Annotated in this window: 18 protein-coding genes and 1 pseudogene; 16 read left to right on the top strand and 3 right to left on the bottom strand. The window is 47.6% G+C overall.

What is annotated here, in order from left to right:
* The 3 genes from Q0605_RS04640 to Q0605_RS04650 form a co-directional block, all read left to right on the top strand.
* Positions 1-371 (top strand): TIGR04255 family protein (locus tag Q0605_RS04640; RefSeq protein ID WP_298704676.1); only part of this gene is annotated, 371 nt, incomplete at its 5' end.
* Positions 346-630: a hypothetical protein gene (locus Q0605_RS04645; RefSeq protein ID WP_298704679.1), complete on the top strand. Its 285-nt coding sequence runs from the start codon at positions 346-348 to the stop codon at positions 628-630. The genes Q0605_RS04640 and Q0605_RS04645, both read left to right, overlap by 26 nt.
* Position 631: 1 nt before the next feature.
* Entirely contained in the window at positions 632-1,207 is a 576-nt protein-coding gene (locus tag Q0605_RS04650) for a hypothetical protein (protein WP_298704682.1), read from the top strand.
* A 1,176-nt stretch (positions 1,208-2,383) separates the two neighbouring features.
* On the opposite strand, the gene Q0605_RS04655 is transcribed toward Q0605_RS04650, so the two are convergent.
* The 3 genes from Q0605_RS04655 to bioB form a co-directional block, all read right to left on the bottom strand.
* Entirely contained in the window at positions 2,384-3,940 is a 1,557-nt protein-coding gene (locus Q0605_RS04655; protein WP_298704685.1) for a hypothetical protein, read from the bottom strand.
* Positions 3,941-4,295: 355 nt separating this feature from the next.
* Complete coding sequence (locus Q0605_RS04660; protein ID WP_298704686.1) at positions 4,296-4,721, bottom strand: hypothetical protein; 426 nt, start codon at positions 4,719-4,721, stop codon at positions 4,296-4,298.
* 39 nt (positions 4,722-4,760) lie between these two features.
* On the bottom strand, positions 4,761-5,753 hold the full coding sequence (bioB, locus tag Q0605_RS04665; RefSeq protein ID WP_298704688.1) for a biotin synthase BioB: 993 nt from the start codon (positions 5,751-5,753) through the stop codon (positions 4,761-4,763).
* Positions 5,754-6,087: 334 nt separating this feature from the next.
* On the opposite strand from bioB, the gene mnmG reads away from it, so the two are divergent.
* From mnmG to Q0605_RS04730, 13 genes and pseudogenes are all read left to right on the top strand, one after another.
* The gene (gene mnmG, locus Q0605_RS04670; RefSeq protein WP_298704689.1) at positions 6,088-7,962 is read left to right on the top strand and encodes a tRNA uridine-5-carboxymethylaminomethyl(34) synthesis enzyme MnmG; all 1,875 of its coding nucleotides are present in this window, start codon (positions 6,088-6,090) and stop codon (positions 7,960-7,962) included.
* 64 nt (positions 7,963-8,026) lie between these two features.
* On the top strand, positions 8,027-8,788 hold the full coding sequence (locus Q0605_RS04675) for a hypothetical protein (protein ID WP_298704692.1): 762 nt from the start codon (positions 8,027-8,029) through the stop codon (positions 8,786-8,788).
* A 327-nt stretch (positions 8,789-9,115) separates the two neighbouring features.
* Complete coding sequence (locus Q0605_RS04680; RefSeq protein ID WP_298704694.1) at positions 9,116-10,669, top strand: cyclic peptide export ABC transporter; 1,554 nt, start codon at positions 9,116-9,118, stop codon at positions 10,667-10,669.
* 55 nt (positions 10,670-10,724) lie between these two features.
* Positions 10,725-10,853, top strand: a complete 129-nt coding sequence (locus Q0605_RS04685) for a hypothetical protein (RefSeq protein ID WP_298704696.1) — start codon at positions 10,725-10,727, stop codon at positions 10,851-10,853.
* Between the two features lie 94 nt (positions 10,854-10,947).
* Entirely contained in the window at positions 10,948-11,268 is a 321-nt protein-coding gene (locus tag Q0605_RS04690; protein WP_297904747.1) for a c-type cytochrome, read from the top strand.
* Positions 11,269-11,369: 101 nt separating this feature from the next.
* Positions 11,370-12,188, top strand: coding sequence for a riboflavin synthase (locus tag Q0605_RS04695; protein ID WP_298704699.1), 819 nt, complete (start codon positions 11,370-11,372; stop codon positions 12,186-12,188).
* Between the two features lie 18 nt (positions 12,189-12,206).
* Positions 12,207-12,941 (top strand): polyphenol oxidase family protein, encoded by a 735-nt coding sequence (locus tag Q0605_RS04700; RefSeq protein WP_298704701.1) that lies wholly within the window; start codon positions 12,207-12,209, stop codon positions 12,939-12,941.
* Positions 12,942-13,131: 190 nt separating this feature from the next.
* Positions 13,132-14,271: a beta-aspartyl-peptidase gene (gene iadA / locus Q0605_RS04705; RefSeq protein ID WP_298704703.1), complete on the top strand. Its 1,140-nt coding sequence runs from the start codon at positions 13,132-13,134 to the stop codon at positions 14,269-14,271.
* Positions 14,272-14,550: 279 nt separating this feature from the next.
* Positions 14,551-15,348, top strand: a complete 798-nt coding sequence (gene rpsB, locus Q0605_RS04710; RefSeq protein WP_297880676.1) for a 30S ribosomal protein S2 — start codon at positions 14,551-14,553, stop codon at positions 15,346-15,348.
* Positions 15,348-16,412, top strand: coding sequence for a translation elongation factor Ts (tsf, locus tag Q0605_RS04715; RefSeq protein WP_298704705.1), 1,065 nt, complete (start codon positions 15,348-15,350; stop codon positions 16,410-16,412). Before rpsB ends, tsf begins: the two co-directional genes overlap by 1 nt.
* A gap of 2 nt (positions 16,413-16,414) precedes the next feature.
* Positions 16,415-17,056 (top strand): ABC transporter ATP-binding protein, encoded by a 642-nt coding sequence (locus tag Q0605_RS04720; protein WP_298704707.1) that lies wholly within the window; start codon positions 16,415-16,417, stop codon positions 17,054-17,056.
* A gap of 57 nt (positions 17,057-17,113) precedes the next feature.
* Positions 17,114-19,186 (top strand): hypothetical protein, encoded by a 2,073-nt coding sequence (locus Q0605_RS04725; RefSeq protein WP_298704709.1) that lies wholly within the window; start codon positions 17,114-17,116, stop codon positions 19,184-19,186.
* Positions 19,186-19,335: pseudogene (locus Q0605_RS04730) on the top strand (AAA family ATPase); the annotation flags it as partial. The gene Q0605_RS04725 and the pseudogene Q0605_RS04730, both read left to right, overlap by 1 nt.

Raw genomic sequence — 19,335 nt, forward strand, 5'->3', positions numbered from 1 at the left:
CCAAAGTTATAAAAAAGATTATAAATTTAGAGTATCAAAATATAGATTTTTTCCAAGACGAGGATATATTTGAAAACGTCGATATAAAAATAAACTACCCGACAAAATGCGCCAGTAAACAGTTAAGCTTTTCAGAAACTTCTGAGGGCATAACTAACAACGTAAATATAAACGGTTCGGCGCAAGCCATAGTAGATAAGAAAAACACTAACGGCTCGACGATAGATATAAAGACGATTTACGCAGATTTGGATATAGACATAGATAATATAAAAGAGACGCTTGAAAAGATGCACGAGAGCAATAAAAAGCTGTTTTTTTCAATCATCAAAGAGGAGTATATAAATGCAAAATTTAACCCTGAATACTAATATACATAAGATATTTCCCGCGATGTTTATTGTCTCGGCGCTAAATGCAACTGAGGTCAATATGCCGAAGATAAACTTTTTGCAAAACAATACGAGTAAATTTTTAGATATAAGCTCTTTGATGCAGATAAGCGGTATTGATGACCGGTTATTTAGGAGTATGTTAAATTTCGCTGAAAATATCATAGAAAATTCTCATGACTTGGATGCTGATTTTGCAAAAATAATCAATGATAATATAGTGGATCTGTTAGCTTAATATGGGAATTCCGCAAAGCGAGATACAAAAGTATCTACCGCAATATCTTAGTAATGGTGCTAAAGAGGCTTTAAAAAATTCGCTTGATGATTTTCCAAACAACTTGGAAAAGATGATAATGCCTGAAAATATATTTAACGAGTATAAATCCAAACTTTTGCAGTCCGATATAATAGAATGCAAAAATATATACGACGGACATAACGCTAAGGTAATGATAATATCCAACTCTTGCGACAATAGTAGCGAAAATGAGCGCAATTTTCCTATTTGCGTATCGTTCGTAGCGATCCTTAGCCTTGAGAAAATGAAGAATGTATTTGAAAAATACGGTATAGATAAACAAGCAATAGATAATAAAATAGATGCGATAAAAAAACAACAGGTGACTAATATGTTTTATTTGCCGAACGACATGGTAGCTTTGCTAGATAGAACGATGCACCTAGATTATAATAAATTTAGCAAAGCAATGATAAATAAAATAGCTTCTTTGAGCGACTATGGATTTTATGTGTTTTTATTTAAGCTATCTTACCATTTTACTAGGCTAAGAGAAGGGGTACAAAGGGGATAGCTAAGATTTTCTTATATCATGTTCGACAAAATCAAAGAGATCATCAAAGACGAAATGGACGCGGAGCTTTAGGCTCACAGCGTCGGTTTAGCGCATCGTCGCAGCGCCCGGGCGTAAATAGCGCATCAAATCGCCGCACACGTTCGTAACGACTCCGCTGCCGCAAATAGCAAAAATCCCAACGATCCAGTTCCGCCGACCATACGCGCTCCCGCGAAGCTATCGCCGCAGACGGGCAGCGGCCGACTTCTGCCCGTTTCGCGACCGCGACGAGCATGGGCGATCTCTGCGCGGACTCACAAGGCTTTCGAAGCGGTCTCGGGGCTGTGCTCGTGAGTGGTATATAGCGCTTGGCGCGCCGCCTTGATCGAGCCGAAGCCCTCTAACGTCCACAAGTGCGCCCGCGCCTGGTAAGCGCCAACGCCGCCTGCTTACGTATGCACCTTGGCACGAGAACCAGCGCGCGGAGCTTCGCAAAGCAGATAGAAGGAAATACCGACGGGGTTGGGGCGGCAAGCGGGTTTTTCGGATGTGCACCGCTCCGTTTTCGGGACAGATCGCGGATTTTTGGCGCTAAAGTCTGGGCGGATTGAGGCAAACTCGGCTTAAGGTTCGGGGCAGAGTTTGGGGGCAAATTTCGTGAAAATACATTTTTTTGAAAAGAATTATTTTCAATAGTTAATTTCATGGATTGCCCTAAAATAGGCATTTGAAAGGGCCGTGAAAATTAAGTTTAAGTTTCAAGCGGCAAAAATGACGCGAATTTGTCCGTTTTCGCTTAAGGAAAGTGTGAAAATTTAGGCGCGAGCCGTTTAAGTTTCGCGCGTAATTTCGGCTCGGTCTTGATAACTATTTGCTTAAATCCTATGCGCCCGCCCTATGATTATATCATAATCTATCATAGGCGCGCTGCTGTTGGGCTTTGATAGCGCCCGCTTACTCTCTTGACGGGGGACTATGACCCCACTCGGAATTTTCCGCCAAATACTGACGGTGTAAAGAAAAATTTCAAAATTTAGGCTTTTTGTCCTGCGAAAGATACGAGCACATTTTATTATCTGCTTAAAATTTAAGCCCGCAAATTTATGTCCCGCGATGCGCAAAGAAGCGTAAGTATTAGGGCTTTGCGCTTGCGGGGGAGCGGTGGCCGCCTGCATTTGTCCTGCCGGCGCGAATTCACGCCCATGCCTCGGCGCCTTCATAGTCCTCGTCCTCGTATTCCGGCTCGTCAAATTCTCGCCCCACGATATATTGTTGTAAATACGCGAGAGCATCCATCAGATCATCCTCTTTGCTCTCGACTTCACTATCGAAGCTGAGGAGTTGCGCCTCTAGCTCAGTGCTTGAGTCTATGCTTGCGTTGTGATAAATTTGCCCGGTGCGGTAATATGGCTCTAGGTTTGATATGCGGGTATTTTTTGCCTTTCCGCCGTGGCTAAGTTGATCGATGGGGAGATGCACTCCAGTCATTTTTTGTATGATGTCAATCGTATAGAAAAAATCGTTTTGCATTCCGGCTTTTTCGATTCCTATCCTGGTGCAGCCGAATATTTGAAAAATCCGTATGATCTCAACGCTCTTTTCAAACGGCGTCCAGTGCCCGGCGCTGATGTCTATTATGAATATACGATTTTTGCTATCGACGGCCGAAGTTATCATCGCAGTTTGGTCGCGGCCGTTTGCACTTGCCAGATCAATCGTTGTAAAAATTTGACATTTTGCAAGCTCTATTTTTTCGCCGCCTAGCGTTAAATTTATGGCCTTTCTGATTTGCAGCGTTCGTATATTAACGCCGTCCGTAATGTTTAGGGCTTCTGGTTCTGCGCCGATGTCGTATTCTACGCGCTCGAAGTAGCGAAAATACTCGCGTTTGAAAATCGCTCTTTGCGGATCGATCGCTGCGCACATATACTCTTGATAAAATTCATTTGCAAGCCCCTTTGAGACGAGCTGATTTTGTATTGCTTTTATGCGGGATAAAGGGAAACGAGACGGCCAGGCGCTCGCGCCGTTTTCTATGATAGGAATTTTTATGTGTTGCCATCCCTGCTTGTTGGCTTCTTCTATATTCTCATTGTTCACGATATTATTCAGGATACTATCCTCATGCAGAATAGTGCCTAGCACTACCACTTTACCGCGAACGGGGTGCACGGCGGGGAGCAGATCCGCATAAAACCAACCTCGAAGCTTTTGACGGCTCGCCTTGTTTCCAACCGGGAATTGCCCGTCCTTGCTCTCTAAATCATCAACTATGATAAGCGTCGGGCGCATATTATCGATATTAGCACCGCGCGGATCCTGCCCGGAGCTGAGTGATACTACGTGGCAGGTTCGCTCCATATCGTTTCCGTTTCGGTCTTTTTTGCCGCGATTAACGACGACCTCTATGCGGTCTTTGTTCCAAATTTTACCGCGCTCTATCGCGTAACCTTTGGCAGCTGCTTTATCGATCGAGTTTTTTATTGCCTCTACGAATAGCTTTGCTTTCGTATCGTTTGCGGAAGCTATCATAATAAAGGGCTCTGCGTAAAAATATAGCCTGCTGACGACGTAAATTTTATTGAGTAGCGTAGTTTTTGCGCTACCGCGAAATATAACTACGGCTTTGTATTGATCCGCGCCGTCGATAAATTTCAAAACGTCCAGGTGAAATTTGGGCGTTTTGTTCTCAAAGATTTCCGGCTCTATATCTTTTGCAAATTTTAAGTAAAGCTCTGGAGGAATGTTCACTAGCTACCCCTTCTTTTGATTTTGTGTATCTTTGGTATAATTGATTTTTTCATAAAATTTATAAATCCCGCTAGATGCTTACTAAAATTTTTGTATAAAAAAGTGTATAACTAAAATTTACATATTGCCTATTTTAGGCGATATATACACTAAAGCCAAACCCCCTGTGGGTCACCATTTCATCACTTAAAATCAATTAAAATTTTCTAGCATTCGGCTGTCTGCCCTTGAAATTAAGACCTCATTTGATTTTGTAGTATGTTGATTAAAATTTCATCATATTTTTATCGAGGTTAATTGATCTAGAATTAAAGTCGCACGAATTAAAATTTAGATCAAATTGTAAAATTCACGGCTAAATCCCGCCGCTACTTATATTTTCCAGATTGCGCAGCCTGTTCCAGTTCTGCTCGTTTTGTAAATTTCTCATATTTTGTCGCTGCTGCATCTGCTCCAATTGCTGCTGCGATTGCTGTTGCATTAGGCTTCGCTGCGTGGCGATATACTGCTGCTGCGCTCTTTGCTGAGCTTGCGCGCTATTCTCCTTGAATGAATTAAACGCGTCTCGCGATACTGCCGGCTCTTGCGCCTTTCGCGCGGCTTCGGCGTCAATTTTTTGCCGCTTCACGCAGCGGTTTGGCTGCTCCTTATTTAGCGAGCTTGCGACGTCGCATCCGCTCGCGTCCGCCACTAATGAAGCCTCCTTGTCGTCCCGCGGGAGCAGCGAGCAACCGCAAAGCAAGACAACCAAAATAAGGGAAGGGAAAAATTTTAACTTCATAGCCGCCTCTTAAATTTTATCTTTAATTCCCGACCGACGCTAATCCGCGCCCTTTGCGAGGTCGAATCCACACTGCGCCACAAGCGCCTTATCGCTTGCGATGCTATCGCCGGTGGTGGTTAGGAAATTGCCCGTAAGCGCCGAGTTGATGCCGCATCCAAGCGCCGTGCGCACATGCTCGCCCAAATTCCGCCTGCCGCCTGCGAAGCGCAGATACGCGCGCGGCAAGATGAAGCGGTAGATCGCGATCGATTTTAAAATTTCATCGTGCTCTAGCGGCGCGGCGTTTTGCAGCGGAGTGCCATTGATCGGGGTCAGGATATTGATCGGCACGGAGCTAACGCCCAGCTCTCGCAGCTGCAGCGCCATATCGATGCGATCCTCCATATTTTCGCCCAGCCCAAAAATCCCGCCGCTACATACGTCAAGCCCTACGGCGCGACAATTTTCGATAGTTTGGATGCGGTCGTCGTAGCTGTGCGTCGTGCAGATCTGCGGATAAAATTTGCGCGAAGTCTCGAGATTGTGATGATAGGTCTGCACGCCGCTTGCTTTAAGTAGCGCTAGCGCGGGCTTTGAGGCGATTCCCAGCGAGGCGCACAGATGCAGCCGCGTCTGGCTTCGCAGCCGCTCATAGATCGCGCAGTATGCCCTCAGATCGGAGCTTTTTTGAGAAATTCCGCGCCCGCTGGCGACGAGCGAGAAGCGGTGCGTCTGTTCGGCTTCGTTTGCAAGCGCAGCGCTTAGCACTTGCTGTTCGCTCAAAATTCCGTAAATCTCGCAGCCCGTGTTAAAATGCGCCGACTGCGCGCAGTATTTGCAGTCCTCGCTACAGCGCCCCGATTTTACGTTTATGATCGTGCAGAGATTAAATTTATCGCCGCAAAAAGCGCGCCTGATCTCATCCGCCGCCGCAAAAAGCGCGCCCAAATCCTCGCATCGCGCCAGCTCTAGCGCCTGCTGCTTTGCAATCTCGCAGCCGCCTATCACGCGATCTTTCAGCGCGCAAACATAAGCTTTATCTATCAGCATTCATCCTTTTTGATAAAAATGCGTAATTATACAATGCGAAATTTAAAGCAAAGCTCGCGCATGAAATTTTGGCGCAGGAATTTTGCGCTAAAAATTTCACACGGAATTTTATGCCATTCGCGTGCCGATTTTGCGCCGCGATTTTTACGGACGGCTCGTCCGCATTCTGCTTATGCGACGGAGCAAATTAAACTCGCTTCAAAGTTGCGGCGCGGTAAAATTTTACGCGTATGAAAAATACATAGCGAGCCGCTACCCATGGTATCTGCGCGCGATTTATCGTTTTGAAATTTTATTTTAGCTAAAATTGCGGCTTTAAATTTAAAGGTAAAAAATGAAATACGATGTTATCGTTGTGGGCGGCGGGCACGCTGGTATCGAGGCGAGCTTAGCCGCCGCAAAAATGGGCGCAAAGACGCTGCTAATTACGATCTTAGCCGAGCAGATCGGCGCTGCGAGCTGTAACCCCGCAATCGGCGGCCTTGCAAAGGGGCATCTGGTAAAGGAGATCGACGCGTTGGGCGGTCAGATGGGGCTTGCGGCGGATGCGTGCGGGCTGCAGTTTAGAATTTTAAACGAGAGCAAGGGCCCCGCGGTGCGCGGCTCGCGCGCTCAGATCGATATGGACGAATACCGCATCTACATGCGAAATTTGCTGCTAAACACGCAGGGGCTGGATATAAGCCAGGAGATCGCGAGCGAAATTTTAACCTGCGAGCAAGGCGGCGAGCAGCGCGTTTACGGCGTTAAGACCCATCTTGGCAACGTTTATGAGACCGAGCATCTGATAATCACCGCCGGCACCTTTTTAAACGGGCTAATTCACGTGGGCGAGAACAAGCTGCAAGCGGGGCGCGTGGGCGAGCTAGCGAGCATTGAGCTAGCCGAATCGCTGCGAAGTCTGGGACTGCAAATGGGGCGGCTAAAGACGGGCACCTGCCCAAGGATCGATGCTAAGACGATCGATTTTAGCGTGCTTGAGCGCCAAGACGGCGACGCGGATCCGCGCCCTTTCAGCTTTCGCAGCAAAGATTTTGCGCCGAAGCAGCTTGCTTGCTTCATCGCTTATACGAACGAACGCACGCACGAGATCATCCGCGAAAATTTCGCCCGCGCGCCGATGTTTACGGGGCAAATTTCAAGCACCGGTCCGCGCTACTGCCCGAGCATCGAGACTAAAATTTATGAATTTCCAAATCGAGACCGACACCACGTCTTCGTCGAGCCGCAGACGCGCGAGGCTACGGAGTATTACGTAAACGGCCTCTCTACGAGCCTTCCTTACGACGTGCAGATTGCATTTTTGCGCACGATCAGAGGCTTTGAAAATGCTAAAATCGTCCGCCCGGGATATGCGATCGAATACGATTTTATCGATCCTACCGAGCTTAAACACAGCCTCGAGACCAAAAAGATCCGCGGGCTTTTTTTAGCGGGGCAGATCAACGGCACCACGGGCTACGAGGAGGCCGCGGCACAGGGGCTGATGGCGGGCATCAACGCCGTGCTTGATTTGCGCGAGCGGCAGCCTTTGATTTTGCGCAGGGATGAGGCGTATATAGGCGTTTTGATCGACGATCTGGTTACCAAGGGCACGAACGAGCCTTACCGAATGTTTACTTCGCGCGCGGAATTTCGCCTGCTGCTGCGCGAGGGCAACGCCGTGCTGCGTCTAAGCGAATACGGCCGCGAGATCGGGCTTTTAGACGAGGCGAGTTACGAGCGGACGCGCAAGTTTAAGCTTGACGTGGAGAGCGGAATGGAATTTTTACTAAAAACACAGATTACCCCTTCGAAACAGACGCTTAGCCTACTACAAAGTATCGGCGCAGAGCCCATTTCACAAAGCTGTAGCTTGCAAAAAATCGCCTCTCAAAGCGGTTTTTCAAAGGCGGGATTGCTCGCTCTGGCGCCGCATTTTGAGGGCTTTAGCGATGAGGTTTTGGATGAAATTTTAACGCAGTGCAAGTATCATTTCTACATCGCGATGCAGCGCGCAGAGGTCGAGAGGATGAAGGGACTGCTGGGTGTCGCGATCCCGCCGCAGATCGATTTTAGTAAGATCGGAGGGCTTAGCAACGAGATAGTGCAGAAGCTGAGCCGTCTATCTCCGCCGACGCTGTTCGCCGCTAGCGAGATCAGCGGCGTAACGCCCGCTGCGATCGATATTTTGCACATATACATAAAGCAAAATTTTGGCCTGAAATAACCTGTGCGTCTGGCGTGAGAAAGCCGTAGTAGAATTTTACTACACAGGCAAAATAGGAATGAGCATGCAAGATGAGTTAAATTTAAGCCTGAGAAAATTTGCAAGAGACTACGACAAAGAGCCGCTAGTCATCAAAGACGAAACTAATCAGGTCATAAAAATTTCGATTATTTTGATGTTTGCATTAATGGCTTTCGGAATTTTAAGAAACGTATTTTTTGGCGGCAACTCCGATATATTTAAAATTTCATTATGCTTTTTGCTCGTCATAGGCAGGAGAAAATTCGATATGAATTTCTATAGAAACGCTTATGTCTATTTTTATAATGATAAAATCGTCAAGATAATTGACGGTAACATTTTTGCGGAAATTGCGCCGCGTCAAATACGAAAGCTTCACAAAACAGTATCCTACGCGCTTCCGATACATTACGGGCTAGATAGCGTCGGCGGTAAATCAGGCATAATATTTCTTGTCGTTATCATGGCGGCGATGTTTGTAGTGCTGCCCGTAGTGACATCTATTTTTATAATTTTAGCGACGATCTGCGCAGTGCTTTTGCCCCAGATCATTTTTCATTTTGGCAAGGGCATTGATAGCGTTTTTGATATGATATTTTTACAGGGCAAAAACGGTTTATTTTGTAATTTTATGATCAGCAATCCAAGCGATTACGCCGAGCTGCGTAGATATTTCAAGGTCGTTTGCGATAAAAATTTAGACCTAGCCGAAAAGAAAATCACGGCGCTATTTGAAGTGAGTAAATTGGAGATAAATTTATTAGCTAAATTTATCACGGAGCGCAACAAAAAGGGCGATGCTTAGAGTTAAATTTGGATTTTAGCAGAGCCTGCAAAGCTTATAAAATTTTAAAAATATAGTTAAAATTTTGCGCTCCGCCGCTTTAGGTTTTTAAATTTGATTCAAAATTTTACGATCCGTCAAATTTGATCCTTCTGCTAATTTTTGTCAGGGGCGGGAATACAGATAGAGCTTATCGCTCCTAGCGCGCCAAAAGTGGATAAATTTACGTCGGAATTTTACGCAGCCCGGGTAAAATTTTATTCGCGAAATGAGAACGGGATTTAAAATTTAACCGTTTTTTCAAGCGAATTTTGCCACAATTGCGCTCAAATTTCATTGGGGCGAAAGATGAAAAAATATACCAAACAAATCCTCGCGATGCTCGCGCTAAACGCGATCTACAGCGGCTCGGGGATCTTGATTTTAAGCTTTATCAATAAATATCTACTTGACGGCGCCGAAAGAGGCGGGCGCATCATCGCGCTATTTTTCGCGCTCTTGGCGCTATTTCTGCTGCTTTCGGTGCTAAGCCGCATCATGCTTTGCAAGATGGAAAACGACTTCGTATTCGATCTACGCACTAAGATCATCAAGCAGATCATCGATACGAAGTTCGAGCGCATCGAGGCTGCGTCAAAGGCGAACCTGCTTGCGTCCCTTTCCAGCGATATTTCGCGCCTGACCGAGGGCTTTATGCGCATCTCTGAGCTGATCCAAGGCGCGATGATCGTGCTGTTTTGCGGTATCTACGTGCTATACATCGCGCCTATGATGTTTGCGTTTTTATTCGTCTGGATCGGCGCGCTGATGGTATTCAACCGCTTTTTGATGAAAAAAGTCATGCAAAATTACGATCTATACCGCCAAAACGAGGACGTTTTGTATAAAAACTACGCCGCGGCGATCGAGGGGCACAAGGAGCTGTCGCTAAGCCTAGCCAAAGCAAAGAGCCTATACGAAAACGACTTTTTGCCAAACGCGCAAAATTTACGCCAAAGCTCGCTGCGAGCCGAGGTTTACGGCGCATTTGCGAGTAATTTTATGAACGTGATGATGCTCGGCGCGGTGGGATTTGTGCTTTATTTTGGGCTAAGCGGCGGCAAAGCGGAGCTTGCAAACGCCGTAACGATCGCGCTTACGGTGCTTTTTTTGCGCGCGCCTTTGATGATGCTCATATTCTCGCTTCCTAGCGTGCTGCGCGCCAAGATCGCCTATGCAAAGATAAATGAGCTAAACTTGGACCCGTTCGTGCAGGGCTTCGAGCTTGCGCAAATGCAGCCGTGGCGCAGCCTGGAGCTTAAGGACGTGAGCTTTTCGTATCCGGGCGGGAAATTCGGCATAAAAGGGGTAAGCTTGCAGCTAAATGCGGGCGAGACGGTGTTTTTAATCGGCGAAAACGGCAGCGGAAAATCGACGCTTTTTATGATCTTGGCGGGCCTTTATACGCCGCAAACGGGCGAAATTTTAGCCGACGGCGCGGCTCTTAAACCCTCTGATCTGCGCGCTTACAGCAATAATATAAGCGCCGTTTTCAGCGATTTTTATCTCTTCGACTATGCTACGGGCGATGCGGACATCGCGCGCGAGTGGCTGGCGCTTACGCACCTGCAGGATAAGGTTGAGCTAAAGGGGGCTAAATTTAGCACCACGAGCCTATCTAGCGGGCAGCGTAAGCGCTTGGCGCTCGTAAGCGTGCTGATGGACGGGCGAAAATTTTTGATGCTTGATGAGTTTGCGGCCGATCTCGATCCGCAGTTTCGCGCGGAGTTTTACGAGCGAATTTTGCCAGAGCTGAAATCGCGCGGATATACGATTTTTGCGATCTCGCACGATGATAAATACTTCGGCGCCGCAGATAAAATTTATAAGATGCAAAAAGGCGAAATTTCGCGCATAAAGTAAAGCAGTTAAATTTTAAAATTCTACGCGAAATTTTGCGATGGAATTTGACGTCTAGATGAAATTAGCCTTAGGATTTTGCCACGAAATTCTGCGATTGAAATTTAAGTGGCAAGGCGAAATTCGCTTAAAATTTTACAGCGCAAATTCCGCTTCAAGCCCCTACGCTAAAGTTCGCAGTAAATAGAATTTCGCCTCTTTGGCGCAAATTGCAAAAATTTAACCGAAATTTACTAAATTTTGATTATACTGCACCCACAATTTAAAAAGAAAGGATAGGAATGAAAAAAGTTCTTATTGCATGTGCTGCGGTTGCGGCGTTTAGTTCGAGTGTATTCGCCGCTGATGGCGCTACTTTATATAAAAAATGCGTGGCCTGTCATGGAGCTAACGCCGAGAAGCCTTATCTTGGCGGCAAAGTACCTGCGCTAAACACCCTAAGCAAGGAAGATATCATCGCTAGCCTAAAGGGCTACAAAGACGGCACCTTGGGCGACGGCAAGGGAAAATTCGGCATGATGGGCGTTATGAAGGGTCAAGCAGCTTCGCTCAACGACGAATCGATCGAAGCGCTAGCCGATTTCATCGTCTCTAAAAAATAATTTCAAACTTCATTCGGCGGGCTTCGCGCTCGCCGAGCTTTGCTTAACCTTAAATTTCAAAATTCTACGCTAATATCACGTAAAAATTCCAAAGGCTCATAATGTTTAACGGACTGATCAGAGAGATCGCGCAGGTTGCGAGCTTTAGCGGCGATTTGCTGCGACTGCGTGCGAGATACCGACCTGCGCTTGGCGATAGCGTCGCGGTAAACGGCGCGTGCCTAAGCGTGACGCGGCTTTTTGCGGACGGATTTGCGGTGCAGCTTTCGAGCGAGACGGCACGCGTCATCGCCGCACAAAACCTGCGCGGCTCGGTGCATATCGAGCCAGCGATGCGGCTAGGCGAGCGCATAGACGGGCATTTGATCCAAGGACACATCGACGCCGTAGGCGAAATTTATAAAATTTCAAAGCTTGCAAGCGGCGTCGATTTTTTTATCCGTGCGCCGCTGCATATAGCGCCGCTGCTAGCGCCGAAGGGCTCGGTAGCGATCGACGGCGTGAGCCTAACGATCAACGAAGTGCTTGCGGGCGGCGGAAATTTTATTCACAAAGACCGCAAAGAGTCGCGCTGTGCAAATTTTAACGGCGCAAGCTTGCACGGGCCAAATTCTAGCGGCTCAAATTCCGTTCGCGATCCAAACTCCTTGGACGCAAATTTAAAAAGCGAAGCGCAAAGCTGCGCTATTCGCCTTACGATCATCCCGCTCACGCTTAAGGATACGCTCTTTGGATCCTACAAAATCGGGCGCCGCGTAAATATCGAGACCGATCTGCTCGCGCGATACGTCGCGGCGCAGCTACGCTTTGTCGGCGGACAGCCCGTCTGCGGTATGGACACGGCGCGCGATGAGAGCGCCGAGGGCGAAAAAGAGGGGCTTTCGTGGGATGCAGTAGATAAAATTTTGAGCCTGTATTAGGGCGCCAAGTAGCGCACGATGACCAACACCGAAATTTGCAGAGAAAATCTTGAGTTTGTATTGGACGGGCACGGCGTTCTGGCTGGCTTTAGCGCGCGCGAAGGCGGCGTAAGCGGCGGAGCCTACGCGAGCTTAAATTTAGGGGATCACGTGGGCGACGATCCGCAAAACGTCGCGCAAAACCGCGAAATTTTAGCCGCCGCGCTCGGCATCGCGCCTCGAAATTTAAAATTTATGCGTCAGATCCACTCAAACAAAGTTGAAATTTTACGCGCAGGTAGCGATGAAATCCCGCCCTGCGATGGGCTCGTGACCGATCTGCGCGGCGTGGCGCTGTGCGTGCTGGTAGCGGACTGCTCGCCCGTGCTGATCGCGGACGAGCGGCGCGGAGTGGTCGCTGCAGTGCATGCGGGGCGCGCGGGCGTGATAGGGCGGATCTGCACCAATGCGATAAATTTGATGTGCGAGCGCTTCGGCTGCGTCGCTGCGGAGCTGAATGTGTTCGTGGGCGCGAATATCAAGGCGCGAAACTACGAACTTGGCGGGCTTGATCTGGGCGAGTTTGAGCGTTACAAAACGCAGGGGCATTTCGATATGAACGCCGCGCTGCGCGATGAGCTCGCAGCTGCTGGGGTACGAAACGTTAAATTTGATCCACGCTGCACCTTCGAGAGCGAGCGGCATTTTTCATACCGCAGAGACGGCGTCACGGGGCGCTTCTGCGGCTTTGTGATGAATAAGCCATTCCGATGAAAAGCAAAAAATTTAAGATATAAAATTTCTCCGCGAGGTTACCTGAATTTTATGAAACTCTATAAAATTTAACGTAGAGGCGCTGTAAAGCAAAGCGGCGAAAAGAGGCTAGATTGTGGCGTGACATCGCAGTCAAGAAAGCCAAAAAACGTAAAATTTACAATCAAAAATCCAAAGCAAAGGAGAAAATATGCTGTTACTTAAAAATGCCGATCTATACGCGCCAGAGCACGTCGGCAGGAGCGACGTTTTGCTCGGAGGTGGTAAAATTTTAGCCGTTTCTAAAGGGCTTGATTTTCGAGTCGAGGGACTTGAGGTTTACGATCTAGAGGGTAAAATTTTAGCGCCTGGGCTCATAGATCAGCACGTACACATCACGGGCGGCGGCGGCGAGGCTGGTTATCATTCGCGAACGCCCGAAATAACGCTATCGCAAATCATCCGCTACGGTACGACGACGGTCGTAGGTACGCTAGGCACCGACGGGTGCACTAGGAGTCTGGAAAACCTCTACTCAAAGGCCAAAGCGCTCGAATACGAGGGCATCTCGACCTTCATCCACACCGGCTCTTACGCGCTGCCTAGCGTCACATTTACGGGCTCCGTCACGCGCGATCTGGTCCTCATCGACAAGGTCATCGGCTGTAAGATCGCGATGAGCGACAACCGCGGCAGCTACCCGACCGCGCAGGAGCTCATCAAGACCCTGACGCAGATCCGCATCGGTGGTATGATCTCGAAAAAAGGCGGCGTACTGCATATGCACATGGGCGGGCTCGCGGATAAATTTGACCTGATTTTTAGCGTGATCAAGGATTATTCGTTCCCGGTTAATTACTTCTCGCCGACGCACTGTGCGCGGACGAAGGAGCTCTTTGACGAGGTGATCAAATTTCAAAAAATGGGCGGCTACATCGACATCACGAGCGGCGGAAGTAAATTTGCCCCGCTTCACGAAGTTATCGCGTACGGGCTTGCTAACGGGCTAAATTTAGAGCGTCTAACGATGAGCTCGGACGGCAACGGCAGCGTCCCTAGATTCGACGAAAACGGCGCGCTAGTGGGCTACGGCTGCGCTTCGTGCGAGACGAATTTAGAGGTCATTCAAGCCTGCGTGAAAAATAAAATCCTAACCATCCCGCAAGCGCTAAGCATGATGGGTAAAAACGTCGCAAAATACCTAAATCTAAGCGGCAAAGGCGAGATAAAAGTAGGCTTTGACGCCGATTTTGCGGTATTTGACGAAGCTCTAAATTTAGATAGCGTGATCGCGAAAGGGGAGTTTTGCGTGAAAGAGGGCAAGCTCGTGAAAAAGGGATTTTTTGAGTGAAATTTGAAGCAGATGCCGCTTTTTAAATTCGGCGAATTTAAATTTGACGAATAATCTTGCTCTCTACCTTTACGACCGTCTCATCTTTGCAGCGCAAAATTTAACCGCGCCGAGGTTTGGATTATATTAAATTTAGCTTTAATTTAGCTATTTTTAAATATAATCCCAGCTTCAATTCACACACACCAATCCTAAAATTTGGTTGCGTTTGTTAAAACAAATGTTAATGGGTGCGGAGGAGAAACCTAAATTTCGGGGCAACCCACAAGGAGAAAACTCATGGTAACAATGAGAGATTTGCTAGAGTGCGGCGTTCATTTCGGACACCAAACACGCAGATGGAATCCGAAGATGAAAAAATTCATTTTCGGCGAGCGCAAAGGTATCTACATCATAGATCTACAAAAAACTATCCGCTACTTCCGCTACACTTATAATATCGTGCGCGACGCGGCTGCCGAGGGCAAGACGATACTTTTCGTAGGTACCAAAAAACAAGCCGGCGCGACGCTAAAAGAGTATGCAGAAAAATGCGGCATGCCTTATGTAAGCCACAGATGGCTAGGCGGCATGCTGACGAATTTTTCCACTATCAAGCAATCGATCCGCAAGCTCGAAGTAATCGAGACTATGGAAGAGGACGGCTCGATAAATTTACTAACCAAAAAAGAGGCGCTAATGCTTCGCCGAAAAAAAGAGAAGCTCGAGCTTTATCTAGGCGGCATTCGCAATATGAAGGGCCTTCCTGATATGATCTTCGTCATCGACGTAGTTAAAGAAAAGATCGCCGTAGCGGAAGCTAACCGCCTAAAAATGCCGGTTATCGCGCCTTTGGATACGAACTGCGATCCGGACGTAGTCGATTTCCCAATACCTGGTAACGACGATGCGATCCGCTCGGTTCAGCTTTTCTGCCAAGAGATGGCTGAGGCGATCAACGAAGGCAAGGCGCTTCGCGATCAAGATGCGAGCGAGGATGTCGAGCAGAGCGAAGCCGTCAGCGACGAGGAGAAAGAGGAAGTCGTAGCCGAGGCGATGAGCGAAGAGGATTTTGACGTAAGCGAGGACGAAGAGTAATGGAAATCAGCGCGCAAATGGTAAAAGAGCTCCGCGAAAGCACCGGAGCGGGGATGATGGACTGCAAGAAGGCTTTAGTTGAAACAGACGGTGATATGGATAAAGCCGTCGATCTGCTTCGCGAAAAGGGCCTTGGAAAGGCTGCTAAAAAAGCCGACCGCCTAGCTAGCGAGGGCCTAGTGAGCGTCGAAGTGGGCGCGGATCACAAGATCGCCACCATAAGCGAGATAAATTCCGAAACCGACTTCGTAGCTAAAAATCAAAATTTTATAAATTTAGTTAAAAATACTACTCTACATATCCAAAGCAAGGGCATTAGCAGCATTGATGAGCTAAATTCCAGCATCATCGACGGCGTTAAATTTGATGAGCATCTAAAGAGCCAGATCGCTACGATCGGCGAAAATTTAGTCGTTAGAAGATTTGAGACGATTAAGGCGGGCGTAAACGGCGTGGTAAACGGCTACCTGCATTCAAACGGCCGCGTAGGTGTAATCATCGCAGCAGCTTGCGACAGCGAGCGAACTGCGGAGGGTGCGAAGGAGCTTATAAAAAATCTCTGCATGCATGCAGCCGCGATGAAACCTCAGGTTATCAGCTATAAAGAGCTTGACCCTGATTTTATCGAGAAGGAATTTTTAGCTCTTAAAGGCGAGTTTGAGAAGGAAAACGAGGAGTTTGTGCGCTTAGGTAAGCCCCTTCATAAGATCCCACAGTTCGGCTCGCGCGCACATCTAACGGACGAAATTTTAGCCAAAGAGATCGAAGTTTTAAAAGATGAGCTTCGCAAGCAAAATAAACCTGAAAAAATTTGGGATAAAATTTTGCCGGGTCAGATCGATCGCTTCATCGCCGATAATACCCAGATCGATCAGCGCCTCACGCTGCTAGGGCAATTTTACGTAATGGACGATAAGAAAACCGTCGAGCAGGTTATCGAGGAAGAAGCTAAAAAACTAGGTGGCAAAATCGAGATCGTAAAATACGTCCGCTTCGAAGTGGGCGAAGGCCTAGAGAAAAAGAGCGAAGACTTCGCTGCCGAAGTAGCGGCTCAAATCGGCTAAATATGGAACTTCTAAAGGGCGTAAATCTTACTCATGCGTATGATTATACGCTCTTTGAAAATGTAAGCTTAAGCGTTGGGGAGGGTGAGAGTATCGCCATTTTGGGCGTTAGCGGCTGCGGCAAATCGACCCTGCTTCATATTCTATGCACGCTTTTAAAACCGAACTCGGGCGAGGTAATCTATAACGGGCGCAGTATTTACGAGCTAAGCTCCGATGAAAGACTTAAAATCCGCCGCAACGACTTTGGCATAATATTTCAATCTCACTACCTTTTTAAGGGCTTCTCCTCCGGCGAAAATATCGAACTCGCCGCCAAACTTACGAATAACGCGATAGATGATGGAATTTTAAAAAAGCTTCAGATCGAGCATACTCTAAAACAGGGCGTGGGCGAGCTTAGCGGCGGGCAGCAGCAGCGCGTGAGCATCGCTCGCATACTTTGTAAAAAGCCGCGCATAATCTTTGCCGACGAGCCTACTGGAAATTTAGACAAGGATACCGCAAACGAGGTCATGAGCGTGATCTTTGATTACGTAAAATCCAGCCGTGGCGCGCTCGTGCTCGTGACCCACGATGAGAATTTAGCGCAAAAATGCTGCAAAGTTTATCGTCTAAATAACCGAAATTTAGCGCAAATATAAGCAATTAATAACCAAAAATATCTTACAATAGCCCAAATTCTTTCTAAAAGGTCATAAATGAAAATTCTACTTGACAATCACAATGAGCAGGTTGCAAGTGTCGTAAATATTTGCTGCGAGCGCATTGGTGCGGATCTGGTAGCATATAGTGCAGACGAGAGTGAATATGATTTGACGATAAAAAATTATGAAGATGGCGATGATATTTCAAAATTTGATCTTAATAAGACGCTGTTTCTGACGCCTAAGAATGTCTCGGTGCCAGGAGCGCGATACACCCTTACCAAGCCTTTTTCGCCGCTTGAGCTCATCACGTTTATCAGCGAGTTTTCGGTTCAAAATATGAGCGTGCAGGCGAAAGAAAAAATGGCGAAAGAATTTGCCGACGCAAGCTCCGTTATGAAAGAGATCGATGCGATTGATCAGGCAAATTCCGCTTCGGGTAGTAATTTTGAAGAGCTTGTGGATAGCTTTTATGACTCCGGCAAGGATATACCGCTTTCGCAGCTGGCAAACGATATAGCGCCCGAGATTGCAGATGATGTGCCGCTTTCGCAGTTGGTAGGCGATATGCCGCGCACGGACGAGATCGCAGATGATATTCCGCTCTCGCAGCTTGCAGATGAAGCAGCTCTTGCGGACACCATCGCCGATGATACGCCGCTTAACGCCGTCGCAGAAAAGATTGCGGATAATATCGCAGATGATATGCCTCTAAACTTAGCTGCTAGCGATATCCCTGAGGATGTGCCGTTAAATAGTATCGGCACAAGCGAACCCGCCGAAAGTAATCATGCGCCTCAAGATGAAATTTCGCTCGCAAAGGATGACGCTCCGATAGCTTTAGCAGCGCTAGACGATGAAAATCCTAAGAATTTAAAAACAGATAAATCGCAGACAGAAGATGAAATTCTTGTCGCACAGGCAAGCGAAACTTTACCGCTTGCGCAGCAAGACGAGTCGCAAAGAGCTGGCAGCCCTAATGAAACTACTGTTGAAAAAAAAGCAGACGCTGCGCCTAATCTAGAGGAAGCGAAAGATCCTGCGGATGTTACGCTTAAACAGCATGAGTCAGACGGCTCATTTGCCTATAAAACAGATGAAAAAAAATCTGCTTCGCAAGTAGTGCAAGATGCAGCTGGCGCGTCTGTTAACAGTGGATTTGATATGGATTTTTCCAGGCTTTTCGATAGTGCCGGCATGCCCGTGGAGGAGTTTGGCGGATATGATAATTTCGCTGCGGCTGCGTTTGCTTCCGATGAAAAAGAGGATAAAAAATCTGCGCATGATAAAAATAAAACGGCTACGGATTTTCAAAAAACGCAAATTTCGTCTCAATACGAGGTCGCTTCAGATGCGCCGATTACGTTAGCGGGTGCGGGCGATATACCTCGTGAAAATCTCTATAACGCCGTTCCGTTTCAAATTATGGAATTTACTGGCGGACTTGCACAGAATACGCCTATGTCTGCTCATAATGAAGCATGGAATTCAATTGGCGCAAATTTCGTAGCTTCTGCAAATTCTAGCAATACCGGGACTACAAATTCTACTCCTGCGCCAAATTTTTCGGAGCTAAACTTGCCGCACATATTAGATGCCTCAGATTTACCGAAGCAAAGCGAGCAAGCCAATAGCGTTGCCGGCGGGTTTGCGGACGGATTTTTGCGCGCTATGGAGGGCGATTTTGCAAACTCTTTTGCCGCAAACTCTGCGGATAGCGAGCAATTTAAGTCCGGTAAGCCCGCAAAGAGCGCCGCGCAGCAGATAAAATTTAATGCTTCAAAGCCTTCGGAGCGTACCGAATTTAAAGCGCATAAATTTGATGCGTCCGAGCAGGCAAATGAGATGAAATTTGGCGCGCAATCTACGCCGAATGAGCTTGCCGCTTCGGCTGCGGCGGAGTTTGCCAGCCTTATGGCAAGCGAGTTGGAGCCCAGCGCCAAAAGCGAGCCGCTGCGTAATGAGCACGGTAAAAAACCGAGCGCCGAGGAGCTGAAAACCAAACTGCGCGATGATCTGGAAGCGGGCATCGCAAGTACGATCGAGAGATTTGCGGGCAGTAAGGATGCTAAAGACGCGCTGAAAGACTTTAAGATCAATATCGACATATCGTTTGGAGATAGATAGTGAAAGGCAAAATTTTGCTTGTCTCCGGTCCTAGCGGTAGCGGCAAAAGTACGCTCATAAAGCGTCTTATCGCAGAATTTGGCGAGCAGATATACTTCTCGATACGTCTCCTTCTTGTCGAGCCACGGCCGGCGGTACATAAACGTATA

It is taken from the genome of uncultured Campylobacter sp. (assembly GCF_938017705.1).
GTDB lineage: Bacteria > Campylobacterota > Campylobacteria > Campylobacterales > Campylobacteraceae > Campylobacter_B.

What these genes read in the sequence shown, in the direction of transcription:
- Q0605_RS04645 (WP_298704679.1), top strand. Translation starts at nt 346, where the DNA reads ATGCAAAATTTAACCCTGAATACTAATATACATAAGATATTTCCCGCG.
- Q0605_RS04650 (WP_298704682.1), top strand. Translation starts at nt 632, where the DNA reads ATGGGAATTCCGCAAAGCGAGATACAAAAGTATCTACCGCAATATCTT.
- Q0605_RS04660 (WP_298704686.1), bottom strand. Translation starts at nt 4,721, where the DNA reads ATGAAGTTAAAATTTTTCCCTTCCCTTATTTTGGTTGTCTTGCTTTGC.
- bioB (WP_298704688.1), bottom strand. Translation starts at nt 5,753, where the DNA reads ATGCTGATAGATAAAGCTTATGTTTGCGCGCTGAAAGATCGCGTGATA.
- mnmG (WP_298704689.1), top strand. Translation starts at nt 6,088, where the DNA reads ATGAAATACGATGTTATCGTTGTGGGCGGCGGGCACGCTGGTATCGAG.
- Q0605_RS04675 (WP_298704692.1), top strand. Translation starts at nt 8,027, where the DNA reads ATGCAAGATGAGTTAAATTTAAGCCTGAGAAAATTTGCAAGAGACTAC.
- Q0605_RS04680 (WP_298704694.1), top strand. Translation starts at nt 9,116, where the DNA reads ATGAAAAAATATACCAAACAAATCCTCGCGATGCTCGCGCTAAACGCG.
- Q0605_RS04685 (WP_298704696.1), top strand. Translation starts at nt 10,725, where the DNA reads ATGAAATTAGCCTTAGGATTTTGCCACGAAATTCTGCGATTGAAATTT.
- Q0605_RS04690 (WP_297904747.1), top strand. Translation starts at nt 10,948, where the DNA reads ATGAAAAAAGTTCTTATTGCATGTGCTGCGGTTGCGGCGTTTAGTTCG.
- Q0605_RS04695 (WP_298704699.1), top strand. Translation starts at nt 11,370, where the DNA reads ATGTTTAACGGACTGATCAGAGAGATCGCGCAGGTTGCGAGCTTTAGC.
- Q0605_RS04700 (WP_298704701.1), top strand. Translation starts at nt 12,207, where the DNA reads ATGACCAACACCGAAATTTGCAGAGAAAATCTTGAGTTTGTATTGGAC.
- iadA (WP_298704703.1), top strand. Translation starts at nt 13,132, where the DNA reads ATGCTGTTACTTAAAAATGCCGATCTATACGCGCCAGAGCACGTCGGC.
- rpsB (WP_297880676.1), top strand. Translation starts at nt 14,551, where the DNA reads ATGGTAACAATGAGAGATTTGCTAGAGTGCGGCGTTCATTTCGGACAC.
- tsf (WP_298704705.1), top strand. Translation starts at nt 15,348, where the DNA reads ATGGAAATCAGCGCGCAAATGGTAAAAGAGCTCCGCGAAAGCACCGGA.
- Q0605_RS04720 (WP_298704707.1), top strand. Translation starts at nt 16,415, where the DNA reads ATGGAACTTCTAAAGGGCGTAAATCTTACTCATGCGTATGATTATACG.
- Q0605_RS04725 (WP_298704709.1), top strand. Translation starts at nt 17,114, where the DNA reads ATGAAAATTCTACTTGACAATCACAATGAGCAGGTTGCAAGTGTCGTA.